This is a genomic window from Amycolatopsis sp. A1MSW2902 (genome assembly GCF_017312175.1).
GTDB classification, from domain to species: domain Bacteria; phylum Actinomycetota; class Actinomycetes; order Mycobacteriales; family Pseudonocardiaceae; genus Amycolatopsis; species Amycolatopsis nivea.
Genome location: NZ_QJPO01000003.1, coordinates 540,024 through 558,367, shown reverse-complemented (window position 1 = coordinate 558,367; position 18,344 = coordinate 540,024). Strand labels below are relative to the sequence as shown.

Here is an 18,344-nt window from a genome sequence, read left to right as displayed (position 1 = left end):
ACTCCCCATGACCTCGTCCCGTGAGGACCGCATCGCGGCGCTGCCCGCCCACCTGCAGGAAGCGCTGCGCCGCCGGATGGCTGGAACGGCCGGCCGCGTACCGGAGATCCCGGCGGCTGCCGACCGTTCCGGCCCGGTGCCCCTGTCGTCCGCGCAACGCAGGCTGTGGTTCTTCAGCCAGCTCCGCCCGGACGATCCCGAATACAACAGCGCGTTCGCCTTGCGCCTGACCGGTGAGCTGGATGTCGAGGCGTTGGCGACGGCGTTGCGGCTGCTGGTCGCCCGGCACGAACCGCTGCGCACGACTTTCGAGGAGGTCGACGGCGAACCCCGGCAGCTCATTCAGCCGCCGTACGAGGTGGCGCTGCCCGTGGTGGATGCCGCGCCGGAAGACCTCGACGCTGTCCTGAAAGCGGAGTACTCGCGGCCCTTCGATCTCTCGCACGGGCCGTTGCTGCGCGCGGTGCTCGTGCGGCTTGGACTGGCGGAGCACGTGCTGCTGGTGTGCGTGCACCACATCGCCACCGACGGCGCGTCGATGGGCGTGCTGACCGAAGAACTCGGCCTCCTCTACCGCGACGGCGAGCGCGCGGACCTGCCGCCGCAGCCGTTGCAGTACGCAGATTTCGCGCGGTGGCAGCACAATCGACCGACCCGCGCGGCCGGGCTCGAGCACTGGACCCGGCAGTTGACCGGCGTGACCCCGCTCGACCTGCCGACGGACCGGCCGCGTCCGGCAGCCCGCAGCACCGCGGGTGCGGTACGCGAGTTCGCTGTCCCCTCCGACGTGGCGCGCGGGCTCGCGGAACTGGCGCGTACCTCGGAAACCACGCTGTTCACCGTGCTGCTCGCGGCCTGCCAGGCGCTGTTCGCGCGCTACACCGGCCAGGAGGACATCGCGCTCGGCACCGTCGTTTCCGGCCGGGACCGCCCGGAGCTGGAGCGGGTGGTCGGGTTCTTCGTCAACACCGTCGTGCTGCGGTCCGAAGTGGACCGGTCGGCTTCCTTCGCCGACCACCTGGCCGCGGCACGGCAGACCGTCCTCGACGCCTTCGCCCACGACGACGTCCCGTTCGAGGAAGTGGTCGACGCAGTGCACGCGGGCCGGGATCCCGGCCGCAACCCGTTGTTCGACGTCATGGTGCTGCTCCACACCGCGACCGGGACCGGGCCGGTGTTCCCGGACCTGGCCGCCGAACCGGCCGGGGTCGGGCGGGATTCGGCCAACTTCGACCTCACCGTCGAGTTCGAGGAGTCGGGCGGCCGGCTCGCCGGGCTCGTGGAGTACAGCACCGAACTGTTCGAGGTCGGGACGGTCGACCGGCTGATCGCGCACCTGCTCCGGCTGCTGGCCGGGATCGCCGCCGACCCGGGCCGCCGCATCGCCGACCTGCCGCTGACCACCGAGACCGAAGAGGCTCAGCTGCTCGGCTGGCGCGGCCCGGTGCTCGACGTTCCGGACGGCACGATCGTCGACCTCCTCGACCACCAGGCGAAGACGCAGCCGACGGCGACCGCGCTGGTCTGCGGCGACGTCCGGCTGAGCTTCGCCGAACTCGCCGCCCGCAGCGACGTCCTCGCCGCCGAGCTCGCCGGCCGGGGCGCGGGGCCGGACCGGGTGGTCGCCGTGCTGCTCCCGCGCTCCGCCGATGCGATCATCGCGCTGTTCGCCGTGCTCAAAGCCGGGGCGGTGCACCAGTCGATCGATCCCGGGCTGCCCGCCGAGCGGATCGAGACGCTGCTGGCCGACACCCGGCCGGTGGTGGTGCTGGACCGCATCGGCGGCTTCACCGACGGCCCGCGTCCGGCCGCGCCGGAGCCGGCGGACGCCGCCTACGTGATCCACACGTCCGGTTCGACCGGCACGCCGAAAGGCGTCGTGGTCGAGCACGCGGCTTTGGCGAACCTGCTGGCCAACCACCGGGCCGCGTTCGGCCGCGAACGATTGCGCGTGGCACTCACCGCGTCGCTGTCGTTCGACACGTCGTGGGAAGGACCGCTGCTGCTGGCCGACGGCCACGAACTGCACCTGATCAGCGACGAAACCCGCCTCGACCCGGCCGCGCTCGTCCGCTACGTCCGCGAGGAACGCATCGGCTTCCTCGACGTGACCCCCTCCTACCTGCGGCAGTTGCTGCCCGCCGGACTGCTCGACGGCGACCAGCGGCCGCGGTTCCTGATGGTCGGCGGCGAGGCCATCGGCGAGAGCCTGTGGCACGAGCTCGCCGGATCCGGGGTGTCCGCCGGGAACTACTACGGCCCGACCGAGTCCACTGTGGACGCGACGTGGGCTCCGGTGACCGGGGACCGGCCGTCGATCGGCCGTCCGCTAGGGAATGTCGGCGCGTACGTTCTGGACGAGCAGCTCCGGCTCGTCCCGGCCGGCGTTCCGGGCGAACTCTGCCTCGCCGGCGCCCAGCTCGCCCGCGGCTACCTCGGCCGGCCGGGCCTGACCGCGGACCGGTTCGTGGCGAATCCCTTCGGCGCGCCCGGAACCCGCCTCTACCGGACCGGCGACCGCGCCCGCTGGACCGCCGATGGCCGGCTGGAGCACCTCGGCCGGACTGACGACCAGGTCAAAGTCCGCGGCTTCCGGATCGAGCCCGGCGAAGTCGAGACCGCACTGCGCGCTCAGCCGAAAGTGCTCGATGCCGCCGTCGACGCGCGGGACGGCAGGCTCGTCGCGTACCTCGTCGGCGATGCCGAGCCCGGCGAGCTTCGCGCCGCGCTGACTCAGACGTTGCCCGCGCACCTGGTGCCGTCGGCGTTCGTTCACCTCGACCTGCTTCCGCTGACCCGGCACGGCAAACTGGACCGCCGGGCGCTCCCGGAGCCGGAGATTTCCGCGTCCGCGCAGTACATCGCGCCGCGCGACGACCGTGAACGGCTGGTGACCGACGTCTGGGCCGAAGTGCTCGGGCTGGAGCGAGTCGGGGTCGAAGACGACTTCTTCGCGCTCGGCGGCGACTCGCTACTAGGCATCCGAGTGGTCGCGCGACTGCGCGCTGAACTGGGTGCGGACGTGCCCGCCCGGCTGGTCTTCACCGCCCCGACCCCGGCACTCCTGGCCGCGCACCTGCCCGCCGCGTCCGCGCCGCAGGAAGCGATCCCGCTGATCCCGCTGATCCCGCGTGGTGACGGCCCGTTCGAAGCGCAGCTTTCCTTTGCCCAGCAACGACTCTGGTTCCTGGACGAATTCGACCCCGGCAGCACCGAGTACGTCTCGCCGACCGCGCTGCGGCTGCGCGGCGACCTGGACGTGCATGCGTTGAACCAGTCGCTCACCGCGCTGGTGGCCCGGCACGAATCCCTGCGCACGACCTTCGCGACAGTCGACGGCCAGGGCAAGCAGATCGTCCGCCCGCCGTACGCGGTCGATCTCCAGGCGGTCGACGGCGATCTCGACACCGCACTGGCGGCCGCGACCGGCCCGGTCGACCTGCACACCGGCCCGCTGCTGCGCGCCGCGCTCACCCGGCTCGGCCCCGACGACCACGTCCTGACCCTGGTGTTGCACCACATCGTCACCGATGGCTGGTCGTCGGGCGTGCTCCTGAGCGAACTCGCCGCCTTCTACTCCGCGTTCACCCGCGGCGACGAGCCCGAGCTGCCACCGCTGCCCGTGCAGTACGCCGATTACGCGGTCTGGCAACGAAACCGCTCCGATTTCGACGGCCAGCTCAGCTACTGGCGGCATCGCCTCGCCGGGCTGGAACCGCTGGACCTGCCGACCGACCGGCCCCGCCCGGCGGTCCGCACGAAGAACGGCGCGCTGCACGAGTTCAGCGTCCCGGCCGGCACCACCGCGCGGCTCGCCGAACTGTCCCGGCAGCAGGGCAGCACGCTCTTCATGACCCTGCTCGCCGCCTGCCAGCTGCTGTTCGCGCGCTGGTCCGGACAGGACGACATCGCGGTCGGCACCGTCGTGTCCGGCCGGGAACGCACCGAGCTGGAAGGCCTGATCGGCTTCTTCGCCAACACCCTCGTCCTGCGGTCCACAGTGGACTTGAACCGCGGTTTCGCCGAGTTCCTCGGCGAAGTCCGCGACACCGTGCTCGACGCCTTCGCGCACCAGGACGTCCCGTTCGACCGCGTCGTGGACGACGTCCAGCCCGAACGCGACCCCAGCCGCACCCCGTTGTGCCAGGTCATGGTCGTGCTGCACAACACCCCGGACGCCCGGCCCGCGCTGCCCGGGCTCGCCGTCGAGGAGGTCGCGCCGCCGATCGTGACCGCGGGCTTCGACCTGGCGATCCACTTCCAGCAGACCGCCGGGCGGCTCGACGCGGTCGTCAACTACAACACCGACCTGTTCGACGCGGCGACCGTCCAGCGGCTGAGCGGCTGGCTGCGGATCCTGCTGGCCGGAGTCGCGGCGACTCCCGCGCAACCGCTCGGGCGCCTGCCGTGGATCACCGCCGCCGAGCGCGACCGCGTCCTGCGCGACTGGAACCCGGTCGCCGTCGCGCCTCCGGAGCCGACGCTGCACCGGCTGTTCGCCGCGCAAGCCGCTCGCACGCCGAACGCCGTAGCGGTGACCTGCGAAGGCACGGAGCTGACCTACCGCGAGCTGGACCGGCGAGCGAACCGTCTAGCGCACCGGCTCATCGGCGAGGGAGCCGGACCGGAACGCCTGGTGGCGCTGCGGTTGCCGCGGTCGGCGGACCTGGTCGTCGGGATCCTCGCCGTGCTGAAGTCCGGCGCGGGATACTTGCCGATCGACCCGGACTACCCGCCCGCGCGGATCGAGGCGATGCTCGCCGACGCGCAACCGGTGTGCGTCGTGGACACGGTCGCCGCGGACGACCAGCCGGACACCGATCCCGGCGTGCGGATCCGCCCGGAGAACACGGCGTACGTCATCTACACCTCCGGCTCCACCGGCGTGCCCAAGGGCGTGCTCGTCCCGCACGCCAACGTGACCCGGCTGTTCTCCTCGACCGACCACTGGTTCGGCTTCGGCGACCAGGACGTCTGGACGCTCTTCCACTCCTACGCCTTCGACTTCTCGGTCTGGGAACTCTGGGGAGCCCTGCTGCACGGCGGCCGCCTCGTGGTGGTCCCGTCCGACACGGTCCGGTCACCGGAGGAATTCCTTGCCCTGCTGGCCGAACAGCGGGTGACCGTGCTCAACCAGACGCCGTCGGCGTTCTACCGGCTCGGCTCGCTGCCGTCCGCGCCGTTGAGCCTGCGGTACGTGATTTTCGGCGGCGAGGCCCTGGATCCGGTGCGCCTGGAGGAATGGCGACGGCGGCATCCGGACGGACCGCAGCTGGTCAACATGTACGGCATCACCGAGACCACCGTGCACGTCACGTACCGGGTGCTCGACGACCGCGCGACTGTCGGCGTGCCGATTCCGGACCTGCGCGCTTACGTCTTGGACGCCTGCCTCGAACCGGTTCCGCCCGGCGTCACCGGCGAGCTGTACGTCGCGGGCGCGGGCCTGGCGCGCGGCTATCTGAACCGGCCGGGGCTCACCGCGTCCCGCTTCGTCGCCGACCCGTTCGGCGAGCCGGGCACCCGGATGTACCGCACCGGCGACCTGCTGTGCTGGACCCCGGACGGCGAACTCGCCTACCGGGGCCGGGCCGATCACCAGGTCAAGATCCGCGGGTTCCGGATCGAGCTGGGCGAGGTCGAGGCGGCGCTGTCGGCACATCCGGACGTGACCGGCGCGGTGGCTGTCGCGCACGGGACCGGCGACGCCCGGCGGCTGGTCGCGTACCTGACCGGGACCGTGCCGGGAACCACGGTGCTGCGGGAATTCCTCGCCCGGTCGCTGCCCGCGCATATGATCCCGGCGGTGTTCGTCGCGCTGGACGAACTGCCGCTCAACGCAAACGGGAAGCTCGACCACCGCGCGCTGCCCGCTCCTGGGGCGCGGGTCGAAAACCGTTACGTGGCCCCGCGTACCGAGGTCGAGACTGTGCTCACCGAGGTCTGGTCGGCGGTGCTCGGGGTGGCCCAGGTCGGCGTCGAGGACAACTTCTTCGGTCTCGGCGGCGACTCGATCCTCAGCATCCAGGTCGTGTCGCGCGCTCGCCAGGCCGGGCTGACGATGTCGTCGAAGGATCTTTTCCAGCACCAGACAATCGCCGAACTGGGCCGCGTCGTCACCACCGGCGGTCCGGTCGCTCCGGCGCCGGAACAGACCGGACCCGCACCGCTCGGCCCGATCCAGTCGTGGCTCTTCGCGCATCTGGACGAGCCATGGCGGCTGACCATGTCCGTCCACCTTGTACTGTCCTCAGTGGACGTTCCGAGGCTGACCGCCGCGATCTCTGAAGTCACCGCTCGCCATGCCGCGTTGCGGATGCGGTTCTCCGAAGTGGACGGAAGCTGGCAGCAAGAGCCAGCTACCGCAGAACAAGCAGACATCCTGCGACACGCCGATCTGTCCGAAGTAGACGACGTCGAGGCCGCGATGCACGCGGAGGCAGAGCGTGCACAGACCTCTTTGGACCTTGTCCACGGCCCGGTATGGCGCGCGGTCCTGTTCACCTTCCGCGACCGCTCGCCGCAACTGTTCCTTGCCGCGCACCATCTCGTCATGGACGGCGTGTCCTGGCGCGTCCTGCTAGGCGACCTCGAACACGCCTATCAAGGCGAACCGCTGGAACCGGCGGGCAGCTCGTTCACCCACTGGGCGAGGACGCTCGCCGACCACGTCCGCACCGGCGGGCTCGACGACGAGGCGGAGTACTGGGGGAGCGTGCTGCGCGGCGTCGAGACCGGCCTCCCGGTCGACCGCTCCGGCCGCAACACCGCGGAGTCGGCGCGATCGGTGTCGGTTTCCCTGGGCCGGGCCGAGACTTCCGCGCTGCTGCAAGACGTGCCCGGCGCGTACCGGACCGAGGTCAACGACGTCCTGCTGAGCGCTCTCGCCCGCGTGCTGGCGCGCTGGACCGGCCGGTCGCAGGTAGTGCTCGAGATGGAAGGCCACGGCCGGGAAGACCTCGCCGCGCCGCTCGATCTGTCCCGGACGATCGGCTGGTTCACCGCGCAGTACCCGGTCGCGCTGACCGTGCCGGGCGAGGGCTGGGACGCGATCCTCAAGTCGGTCAAGGAACAACTGCGCGCCATCCCGAACAAGGGCGTCGGCTACGAAGCACTGCGCTACCTGACCGAGTCGCCGCTGCGGAACGACCCGACCCCGCAGATCTCCTTCAACTACCACGGCCGCTGGGACGTCGGAACCGCCGAGGACGGGCTCTACCGAGGCCGCGGGGAAAGCCTCGGCCACGATTCCGCTCCGGACAGCATCCGCCCGTACCTGCTGGACGTCGTCGGCGTGGTCGAAGCCGGCGAACTGCACCTGACCTGGGAATACTCCGCCGAGATGCACGAGGAGGCGACCGTCCGCGGCCTAGCCGAAGCGACCGTCGCGGCACTGCGGGAAATCATCGCGCACTGCGCCGGGGCGGGCGGCCGCACGCCGTCGGACTTCCCGCTCGTCCGGCTCGACCAGGCGACGGTGGACCGGCTGGCCGGGGACGGCCGCGAGGTCGAGGACATCTACCCGCTGACCGCGCTGCAGGCGGGCATGGTCTTCCACAGCCTGGTCGACACCGGGTCGAGCGCGTACTTCGATCAGTTCCGGCTGCGGCTGGGCGGTGTCCGCGACCCGCGTGCGCTGGCCGAGGCGTGGCAGCGCGTGGTGGACCGGACGCCGATCCTGCGCAGCAGCACGGCGTGGGACGGCGTCGACGAGCCGGTGCAGCGCGTCCATCGCGGAGTCCGGGTGCCGATCGGGCAGCACGACTGGCGCGGCCTTCCTCCCGAAGACCAGCAGGCTGAGCTGGCGAAACTGCTCGAAGCCGACCTGGCCGCCGGGATGGATCTGACGACACCGCCGTTGATGCGCCTGGAGATCGCCCGGGTCGCGGACGACGAGGTGCAGTTGCTCTGGACCTCGCACCACGTCCTGCTGGACGGCTGGAGCACCGCCCAGGTCTTCGGCGAGGTGTGCGAGCAGTACACGGCGATTGTCCAAGGCACGCCAGCGAAACTGACGCCGCGGCGGCCGTTCCGCGACTACCTCGCCTGGCTCGCCGGACAGGACCGGGCCGCGGCGGAAGAGCACTGGCGCGACGTGCTCGACGGTTTCGCCGCGCCGACGCCTCTTCCGTACGACCGCCGTCCCACCGAGGCGCACCGAGCGGAATCCGGTGCGACGGTGCTAGTCGAACTGTCCGAGGAGGAGTCCGCCGCACTGCGCGAGATGGCGAAAACCGCCGCGCTGACGGTGAACTCGGTTGTGCAGGGAGCGTGGGCGCTGCTGCTCGCGCGCTACAGCGGCGAGCCGGACGTCTTGTTCGGCACCACGGTTTCCGGGCGACCGCCCGAGCTCCCCGGGGTCGAAGCGATGATCGGGATGTTCATCAACACCGTCCCGACCCGGGTGGAAGTCCGGAATGGACAGTCGGCCGCCGAATGGCTGCGCGCGATCCAGGCCGAGCAGGCGGACGCGCGCCGGTACGACTTCCTGGCGCTCTCCCAGCTGCAGACCTTCACCGGGGTGCCGGCGGGCGCGGCGTTGTTCGACAGTGTGGTGGTCTTCGAGAACTACCCGATCGAAGACAGCGGTCAGGACGGCGTCCGCGTGCTGGACGTCGAATCGCTGGACACCACGAGCTACCCGCTGAACCTCACCGCCTACCTCCACGACCGGCTCGGGCTCGAACTCTCCTACGACCCGAAGCTGTTCGACGCTTCGACGGCTCACCGGCTCGCTGGACACCTCGCCCAGCTGGTGCGTGCGATCGCCGCCGACCCGGAGCGGCGCGTCGGCTCGCTCTCGCCGCTCACCGCCGACGAGCGCAACCAGGTGCTTGCTCTGGGACACGGCGACACCGCCAACCTTCCTGCGGAGACGGTGTTGGACGTGTTCGATGCGACCGTCGCGCGGATGCCGCACGAGACCGCGCTGGTCTTCCACGACACCGTCCTGGATTACGCGGAGGTCGACGCCCGCGCCACGCGGCTGGCGGAGGAACTGGTCGAGCGGGGCGCCGGGCCGGAGCGCGTGGTGGCTGTCATGCTGCCGCGGTCGGCCGAAGCCGTCATCGCGGTCCTGGCGATTTTCAAGGCAGGTGCGGTGTATTTGCCGATCGACGCGGACCTGCCGGAGGAACGCGTCCGCTTCCTGCTCGACGACGCGCGCCCAGTGGTCGTCCTGGGTCGGCCGGACGAGAGCTACGCGCCGCCAGCGCCGCTCTCGAAGCGGCCGGACGCGGACACCGCCGCGTACGTCATCTACACCTCCGGTTCGACCGGCACGCCGAAGGGCGTCGTCGTTGAGCACCGCGCGCTGGTGAACCTGCTGGTCGCGCACCGGGCGATCTTCCTCGACCGCGGGCGGGAACGGGCGGCGCTCACCGCGTCGCTGGCCTTCGACGCGTCGTGGGAACCGCTGCTGGCGATGGTCGACGGCTATGAGCTGCACGTGCTGGACGACGACACCCGGCTCGATCCGCGCGCCCTGGTGCGGGCCGTCCGCGCGCACGGGCTCAACCTGCTCGACCTCACCCCGGCCTACCTCCAGCAGCTGCTGGACGCCGGGCTGGCGACTGGCGAAGTCCGGCCCCGCACGGTGATCACCGGCGGCGAGGCGGCCACCGAAACGCTGTGGCGGCAGCTGGCCGCCGCGGACGTCACCGGGCACAACTACTACGGGCCCACGGAAACGACCGTCGACTCGATCCACGCGCCGGTGACCGGAGACCAGGTGCTGATCGGCCGTCCGCTGGCCAACTTCCGCGCGTACGTCCTCGGCGACACCGGCGAACCCGTGCCGCCCGGCCTGCCCGGCGAGCTGTTCCTCGCCGGACCGCAGCTCGCCCGCGGCTACCTCGGCCGGCCGGGCCTGACCGCGGACCGGTTCGTCGCGGATCCGTTCGGCCCGCCGGGGGAGCGGATGTACCGCACCGGCGACCAGGTCCGCTGGACCGCCGACGGCTCGCTCGACTACCTCGGCCGCGTCGACGACCAGGTCAAAATCCGCGGGTTCCGCGTCGAACCGGGCGAGATCGAGACCGTCCTGCGACGGCATCCGGCGATCGCCGACGTCACCGTCATCGCCCGCGAAGGCCGCCTCGTCGCTTACGTGGTGGGCGAAGCGCAGGGCTTGCGCGAATGGACGCGCGAACGGCTGCCGGAGCACCTGGTCCCGTCGGCGTTCGTGTCGCTGGACGCGCTCCCGCTCAACCGGAACGGCAAGCTTGACCGGCGTGCGCTACCCGCCCCCGGCCGTACCGGAACCGCCGAGTACGTCGCGCCGCGCACCGCCGCGGAACAGCGGCTCGCCGCGATCTGGGTCGACGTCCTCGGAATCGACCGCGTGGGCGCCGACGACAGTTTCTTCGAACTGGGCGGCGATTCGATCCTCAGCATGCGGATCACGTCGCGGGTGCGTGCGGAGTTCGGGGTCGAGGTGTCGCCGCGGATGCTGTTCTCCGCGCCGACGCTCAGCCAGTTCGCCGCCGAACTCCCTGCCGAGCAGGCTGCTGCGGAGGCGATACCGGTGGTCGCGCGGGATGGTGCGCTGCCGTTGTCGTTCGCTCAGCAACGCTTGTGGTTCCTGGACGAATTCGAACCCGGCGGTCTGGAATACATTTCTCCCACCGCTTTGCGCTTGCGCGGCGAACTCGATGTCGACGCCTTGCGAAAGGCTCTGAACACCGTCGTCGCCCGGCACGAATCGCTCCGCACCACTTTCGACGCGATCGACGGCCACGCCGTGCAGATTGTCCACGCGCCCGCACCGATCGATCTTCCAGTGGCGGACTTCTCCGAGGAAACGTTGGTGCGCGAAGCGCTCCGTCCGTTCGACCTGCGCACCGGACCGCTGCTGCGCGCCCGGTTGTTCCGGGAGGAGACCGGCGACCATGTCCTGCTGCTGGTGCTGCACCACATCGTCACCGACGGCTGGTCCGCCGGAATCCTGGCCACCGAACTGGAGACCTGCTACTCCGCCTACCTCCGTGACGAGGAGCCACAGCTGTCCGAGCTGCCGGTGCAGTACGCGGATTTCGCTGCCTGGCAACGGGATTTCCTCGACAGCCCCGACCTGGACGAGCAGCTGGACCACTGGCGCGACCGCCTCGCCGGGCTCGCCTCGCTCGAACTGCCCACCGACCGGCCGCGCCCCGCGGTCCGCAGGAACGAAGGGGAGTGGTTCGGCTTCGACATCCCCGCCGAGGTCGCCGCGAACCTGCGCGAACTCGCCGGCGCACAGGACGGCACCCTGTTCATGACACTGGTCGCGGCCTTCCAGGTCGTGCTGGCGCGGTGGTGCGGACAGGAGGACGTCGCGGTCGGCACGGTGACCGCCGGACGCGAGCGGGCCGAACTCGAACGGTTGATCGGGTTCTTCGTCAACACGCTGGTCCTGCGGTCCACAGTGGACTCGCGTGGGTCGTTCCGGGAGTTCCTCGGCAGCGTCCGCGACACGGTGCTCGACGCGTTCGCCCACCAGGACGTGCCGTTCGAACGCGTGGTGGACGCCGCCCAGCCGGTCCGCGACCCGAGCCGGACCCCGCTGTTCCAGGCGATGGTCGTGCTGCAGAACACCAGCGACCGGCCGGGCGGCGGCGCGCTGATCGCCGAGGAGGTCGCCCTGCCCGCGACGACCGCGACCTTCGACCTGCTCGTGCAATTCGAGGAGGACGGCGGGTCGCTGCGCGCCGCGATCAACTACGCCACCGGCCTGTTCGACGCCGCGATGATCGAGCGGCTCGCCGACCGGTTGCTGACCGCGCTGACCGTTCTCGCCGCGCTGCCGGACCAGCCGATGTCCGGCTTGCCGCTGCTGCCGCGAGCCGAGCTGGACCAGCTGCGGGCCTGGAACGACACCGCCGTGGCCGTCCCGCCGGCGTCGGTGGCGCAACTGTTCGAAGCCCAAGTCGCGCGGACGCCCGATGCACCGGCTTTGCTGTCGGCTGCCGGAGAAATCACCTTCGCCGAGCTGAACGCGCGGGCGAACCAGCTGGCGAGGCTGCTCGTCGACCGGGGCGCCACGCCGGAACGGATCGTCGCCGTCCGGCTGCCGCGCTCGACCGCGCTCATCCTCGCGGAACTGGCCGTGGCGAAGACCCGGGCCGCGTTCCTGCCGGTCGACCCGGGCTATCCGGCCGAACGCATCGAGTTCATGCTGCGCGACGCCGACCCGGTCTTCGTCGTAGACGGCGAAATCGACGCCGGGCAGTACGCGGACACGAACCTCGATGTCCCCGTCGACCCCGATCAACCGGCGTATGTCATCTACACGTCGGGTTCGACCGGGCGGCCCAAGGGCGTCGTTGTCCCGAACAAGGGACTGGCGTCCTTCGCCGCCGCCGAGATCGAGCATTTCCGGATCCGGCCGGGCGACCGAGTGCTGGCGTTCAACTCGCCCAGCTTCGACGCGTCGGTCTCGGAACTCTGCATGACCCTGCCCGCCGGCGCCGCGCTCGTCGTGCCGCCGGAGGGCCCGCTGCTCGGCACGCAACTGGCCGAGGTGCTGGCGGAGTACCGGATCACGCATGCGCAGTTCCCGCCCGTCGCGCTGGCGACCGTGCCCGAGACGGCGCTGCCGGACCTGCGGACCATCGTCGTCGGCGGGGATGTCTGCCCCGCCGAGCTGGTCTCTCGCTGGGCACCGGGAAGGCGGATGATCAACGCCTACGGGCCGACCGAGACCACCGTCGTGACCTCGTGGAGCGAACCGCTGTCTCCGGGCGGGACGTTGCCGATCGGCAAACCTATCCGGAATACCGAAGTGCACGTGCTGGACGCTTCATTGCGCGAGGTCCCTATTGGGTCGGCGGGCGAGCTGTACGTCCGCAGCATCGGCCTGGCACGCGGCTACCTGTCCCGGCCCGGATTGACCGCTGACCGGTTCGTCGCCGACCCGTACGGCCCGCCCGGCTCGCGGATGTACCGCACCGGCGACGTGGTCCGGCTGACCGCGTCGGGCGACCTGGAGTTCGCCGGGCGGGTGGACGACCAGGTCAAGATCCGCGGGTTCCGGGTGGAACTCGGCGAAATCGAGTCCGCCTTGCGACGGCACCCGGCGGTGCACGAGGCCGTCGTCGTGGCTCGGGAAGCTCACGGGCACAAGCGCTTGGTCGCCTATGTGGTGGGCGAAACCGCTGACCTGCGCTCCTTCCTGGGCGAGACGCTGCCGGACTACCTGATCCCCTCGGTGTTCGTGCCGCTCGCCTCGGTCCCCGTGAGCCCCAACGGGAAAATCGACCGCGCTGCCCTGCCCGCGCCGGACCTGTCGGCCCTGCAGACCGCCGAGTACGTCGCCCCGAGCACCGATTCGGAAGGACTGCTGGCGAACGTGTGGGCCGAGGTGCTGGGGATTCCGCAGGTCGGCACCGCGGACAACTTCTTCGAACTCGGCGGGGATTCGTTGCTGAGCATCCAGGTCGTGCACCGCGCCCGGCAGGCTGGGCTCGCGATGCGCTCGAAGGACCTGTTCACGCATCAAACGGTGGCCGAACTGGCCCGAGTGGTCCAACCCGCCGATGCGGCCGAGGACGATCGCGAGGCCGTGGTCGGGGCCGTTCCGCTGACCCCGATCCAGCGGTGGTTCCTGGATGCTTCGCCGGTCAACCCCGCGCACTTCAACCAGTCCGTGCTGGTCGAGCTGAACGGTCCGGTCGACGAGGAAGTGCTGCGCCAGGCTGTCGATGCGCTGGTAGCTCACCATGATGCGCTCCGGTTGCGCTTCGAGCGGACCGCCGAGGGCTGGCTCCAGCACAACGACCCCGTCAACTCCGGCTCCGTCCTGCGCCGAGTGTCCACTGTGGACCTGGAGCGGGCCGCCGACGACGCGCAGGCGAGCTTCGACCTGGCCCAGCCTCCGCACCTGCGTGCTCTCCTGTCGGATTCCGCCGAGAACCCGTGCCTCTTCCTGGTCGCACACCACCTGGTGGTCGACGCGGTATCGTGGGGCATCCTGCTGGAGGATCTGGAACGGGCATACCGGCAGATCGAAGCCGGGGAAAAGCCCGATCTGGGAGCGAAGACGACGTCCTTCCGGAACTGGGCACACCGCCTGCGCGAGTTCGCGGAATCCGGTGCACTGGACGCCGAACGCCCGCACTGGGCCCGCGACCTGCCCGGATGCGAGATCCCCGTCGACCGGGTGGGCGCGGCTCCGGAGCCCCAGGAATCGGTGTCGATCCGCGTCGGCGAACGGGACACCGATGCTTTGCTGCACATCGCTCCCGGTGCTTACCGAACGCGGATCAACGATGTCCTCCTGACCGCTCTGGCCTGGACGCTCACCCGCTGGACCGGCGACCCGGCGGTAGCGATCGACCTGGAAGGCCATGGCCGGGAGGAGATCCTGGACGACGTCGACCTGACCCGGACGGTCGGCTGGTTCACGACCGTATTCCCGGTCGCCCTGACAGTCGACCCGGCCGCGACCTGGCGAACCCAGGTCAAATCCGTCCGGCGCCAACTGCGCGCGGTGCCAGGAAATGGCTTCGGGCATGGGGTTCTGCGGTGCTTCCGTTTCCCCGACCTGGGCCGGAGCACGCCGCGGGTCGCCTTCAACTACCTGGGCCAAGGCGAAAACACCGCCCCCGGCGACGGACTGTTCCGCCGCTCGCTCCCGCCGCTCGGCCGAGACCAGGACCCGGCGAACCGGTCGCCGCACGCACTGGAAGTCGTCGGCGGGGTGCGGGAGGGGCAGTTGGAGTTTTCCTGGTACTACCAGCCGGACCAGCATGCCCGGACGACGGTGGCCGGAGTGGCGGCGGGGTTTGCGGAGGCGTTGCGGGTTATTGCTGCGGATTGCCGGGGTGATGAGGCATGAGCGGGTTGCCGGGCAGGGGCTGTTGCCGCGCGGATTCCATGGGTGTGTCGCGGGCTGTCGCGGTGGGGTTGCCGGGGTGGTGCGGCACGAGCGGATGTCCGGACAGGGGCTATCGCCGGGCCGGTTTCGCGGGTGCGGTGCGGACTGCTGCGGCGGATTGCCGGGTCTTGCGGCATGGGCGGCTCTCCGGAGAAGGTCCGCTGCCAGGCCGGTTCCGCAGGCGCTTTGCTGGCTGTCGCGGCGGGTCGCCGGGGCGGTGTGGGGTGAGCGGGTGTCCGGGCAGGGGACGTTGCCGCGCCGATTCCACGGGATGGTCCGCGGCGTCCGGTTCGGTGGGTGTCTTGCGGGCCATTGCGGCGGATCGCCGGGGCACGAGCGGGCTTGTCCCCGAGGACTGTTGCGAGGCTCGGTCTGCCGTGACCGCTGATTGTCGGGAGGGCCGAGGGATGAGCCGGATAGCCGGGCACGACGGCTGGCCGCGGCGGGAGTCCTCCGTTGCCGGGGGCGCGAGTGCGGTTCGTCCACAGGGACCTTCGGGAGGCGGAGCATGAGCGGGATAGCGGGCAATCGCGACTATCGGCTTCTCTGGACCGGCCAGGTCGTCTCCGAGGCCGGGTTCAGCACGACCACCATCGCGTTTCCGCTGCTGGTGCTGGCGCTCACCGGGTCGGCGGCGCAGTCGGGGCTGGTGCTCGGGGCGGTCGCGATCAGTCAGCTGGTTGCCGGGTTGCCTGCGGGGGCGTTGGTGGATCGGTGGCCTCGCAAGCGGATCATGCTCGGGTGCGAAGCGGCGCAGGCGGTCGCGGCGGGCGGGCTGGTGCTCGCGTTGTACTGGGGCGTTGCCGAGGTGTGGATGCTTGTCGCGGTGGCCGTCGTGATGGGGTTGAGCCGGGCGTTGTTCGAGCCGGCGGAGGAAGCCAGTTTGCCGCGGCTGGTGGTGGAGGAGCAGGTTCCTTCGGCGGTCGCGATGAACGCTGCGCGGACTAGTGCTGGGCAGTTGTCCGGGACTGCGCTTGGCGGGTTTCTCTTCGCGGTGGGGCGGGCGGTGCCGTTTCTCTTCGACGTGGTCGCGCATGTCTTTGCGTTTGTGTCGTTGTTGTTCGTGCGGTTGCCTCGGGGACCCGAGCGGGCTGAGGACGCTCCGGCCAGGCATCTGGGGCGAGAGATCGTCGAGGGGCTTCGGTGGGTGTGGACTCGGCCGCCGTTGCGGGCGACGGTGTTGTGCGTGGTCAGTTTGAATCTGTTCTTTTCCGCTTATTATTTGGTAATTATTGTGCTGGCCAATGAGCGGGGGGTGCCGTCGGGGGAGATTGGCGTGATGGCGGCGATGTTGGGGGCTGGGGGAATTCTCGGGTCGTTGGCCGCGCCCTATCTGCATCGGTGGGTTAGTGCTTATGGGTTGGTCATCGGGGTGTTTTGGGCGTTGACTGTGCTGACGCCGCTTGCTGTGTTCGTCCATAATGGATATGTGATGGGGGCGTTGTTCGCGGCTGTTGCGTTTTTGCCTCCTGCGGCTAATACTGCTATTGCTACTTATCAGTTGCTGTCCACTCCGGACGGGTTGCGCGGGCGGCTCGGGGGAGTTCTCGGGGTGACTGGCGGGTTGGCTGCTGCTGCCGGGCCTGCGTTGGGCGGGTGGTTGGTGGAGGCGTTGCCTGCGGTGGCTGCGGTGTTGACTTGTACTGGGTCTATTGCGGTGGTCACTTTGGTGACGACGTTCAGCCGGACTTTGCGCGGGTTGCCTGCTGCGCCTCGGGTTCGTGAGCTTGAAGAGTCTTCTGGTCAGTGAATGTCAGGAAAGGACGATGTGATGGATGACGAGGGTGTGTTTCAGGTTTTGGTTAACGACGAGGAGCAGTATTCGTTGTGGCCTGCGGACAAGGAGGTTCCGGCTGGGTGGCGGGGGGATGGGATGAGGGGGAGCCGGGAGGAGTGCATGCGGCATGTGGACGAGGTGTGGACGGATATGCGGCCTCGTTCGCTTCGGGAGAGGATGGCGGCTGAGTAATCTCGGGCGGCTCGTCGCCTGGCGGCGACATTGCGTCCTCGGTGGGGCCCACCACCCCTCAGCCTGATTGTGACTACGGCGCGGGGGTGCTTGTCAAGGCGGGAAAGATGCCTTGACAAGCACCCCCGCGCCGTGTTTTTGGCTGTATATCGGGGTTGCGGGCTGTGGGTGCCTTGATCGTTGGGTGCATCGGTGCGAGTACGTGAGGGGAACCCTGAGGGAATCAGCTTGGGTTCTAGTGGTGGTTGCAACGCCTGAGTTGGGCAGGGGTTGCAGTGGTCGTGGTCGGGCGTGGTCGGGCTCCGCGGGGCCGGGTGAGGCTGGCGGCGGAACGCCGCCGCTATTTTGATCTTGTGGCGGAGGGCGTGGGCACGGTCGAGGCGTGCCGCAGGGTCGGGGTCGACCGCAGGACCGGGCACTATTGGCGGCACGGGCGACCGAGCCGGGCGGGCGCGACCGCGCGCCCGGCCGCGCGGCCCGGGCCGGACTCGGGCCGGTTCCTGAGCGCGGGCGAGCGGATCGCGATCGCGGACGGGCTGGCGGCGGGCCGCTCGCGGCGGGCGATCGCGGCCGAGCTGGGCCGCAGCCCGTCCACGATCAGCCGGGAGATCGCCCGCAACGCCCGCCCCTGCGGCGACTACCGGCCCCACGCCGCCCACGACCTCGCCCGGGCACGGCGTCCGCGACCGAAAACAGGCAAGATCGCGGCCTGCCCCGAACTGCGGGACCGGGTGCAGGCGATGCTGACCGACAAATTCAGCCCGGAGCAGATCGCCGCCCGGCTGCGCCGCGACCACCCCGACCGGCCGGAGCTGCACGTGACCCACGAAACGATCTACCAGGCCCTCTACGTCCAAGGCCGCGGCGAACTGCGCCGCGAGCTGGCCCGCGCCCTGCGCACCGGCCGCACCATGCGCAAACCCCGCGCCAGCAGCGAACAACGCCGGCCCCGCTTCGCCGAACCCATGGTCATGATCAGCGACCGGCCCGCCGAAGCCGCCGACCGCGCCGTCCCCGGCCACTGGGAAGGCGACCTGATCATCGGCAAGGACAACGCTTCCGCCATCGCCACCCTCGTCGACCGCTCCACCCGCTACACCCTGCTCGTCGCGCTGCCCGACGGCCGCGGCGCCGACGCCGTCCGCGACGCCCTCGCCGCCGTCGCCGCGACCCTGCCCGCGCACTTGCGACGATCCCTGACCTGGGACCAGGGCAGCGAAATGGGCCGCCACCACGAATTCACCGTCGCCACCGGCATCCCCGTCTACTTCTGCGACCCCCACAGCCCCTGGCAACGCGGCAGCAACGAAAACACCAACGGCCTGCTGCGCCAGTACTTCCCCAAAAGCACCGACCTCTCAGTCCACACCCCCGAACACCTCGCCGCCGTCGCCGCACAACTCAACCGCCGACCCCGCAAAACACTCAACTGGGACACCCCAGCCGAACGCCTCGCTACACTCCTCGCCGAAACCAGTTGAACCACCCGCGTTGCAACAACCCCTCGAATCCACCCAGATT

The 18,344-nt window shown here is 70.3% G+C and carries 4 protein-coding genes; all 4 read left to right on the top strand.

Annotation, left to right across the window (positions count from 1 at the left end; translation table 11 throughout):
• The first annotated feature begins 7 nt into the window (after positions 1-7).
• A complete protein-coding gene (locus DMP23_RS45545) occupies positions 8-14,815 on the top strand; it encodes a non-ribosomal peptide synthetase (protein ID WP_337824959.1) in 14,808 nt (4,935 codons plus the stop codon).
• A gap of 547 nt (positions 14,816-15,362) precedes the next feature.
• Complete coding sequence (locus tag DMP23_RS45540) at positions 15,363-16,604, top strand: MFS transporter (RefSeq protein ID WP_037813069.1); 1,242 nt, start codon at positions 15,363-15,365, stop codon at positions 16,602-16,604.
• A 21-nt stretch (positions 16,605-16,625) separates the two neighbouring features.
• A complete protein-coding gene (locus tag DMP23_RS45535) occupies positions 16,626-16,823 on the top strand; it encodes an MbtH family protein (protein WP_037813453.1) in 198 nt (65 codons plus the stop codon).
• A gap of 320 nt (positions 16,824-17,143) precedes the next feature.
• Positions 17,144-18,304, top strand: coding sequence for an IS30 family transposase (locus DMP23_RS45530; protein ID WP_443111383.1), 1,161 nt, complete (start codon positions 17,144-17,146; stop codon positions 18,302-18,304).
• Positions 18,305-18,344: the final 40 nt, after the last annotated feature.